This is a genomic window from Winogradskyella poriferorum (assembly GCF_050618035.1).
GTDB classification, from domain to species: Bacteria; Bacteroidota; Bacteroidia; order Flavobacteriales; family Flavobacteriaceae; genus Winogradskyella; species Winogradskyella poriferorum_A.
This window is the reverse complement of record NZ_JBODPY010000321.1, coordinates 1-211: the sequence shown is the minus strand read 5'-3', so window position 1 is coordinate 211 and position 211 is coordinate 1. Positions and strand designations below refer to the sequence as shown.

The following is a 211-nucleotide window of genomic DNA, read 5'->3' as shown; positions in this document are numbered from 1 at the left end:
TGATAGATAAAGCCATTTTAGAGGAGTTGCATATTCAAAAAGATCGCATCGAGTATCAAGCAGATAGTGCCTCAGACATTAAACAATTAAGTGCTGTCCAAGAAGAAGCTTTAGTGACTGTAGAACATCATTTTGCACAAAAGTCAGTCACGCTGCTCCATGGCGTGACCTCTTCTGGAAAAACTGAAATTTATGTCAACCTCATTAAAAA

1 protein-coding gene is annotated in these 211 nt (G+C 37.9%); it reads left to right on the top strand.

Annotated features, from left to right (window positions below):
- The coding region (locus ACRHOC_RS15930) for a hypothetical protein (protein ID WP_431159530.1) at positions 1–211 on the top strand (211 nt) is incomplete at both ends.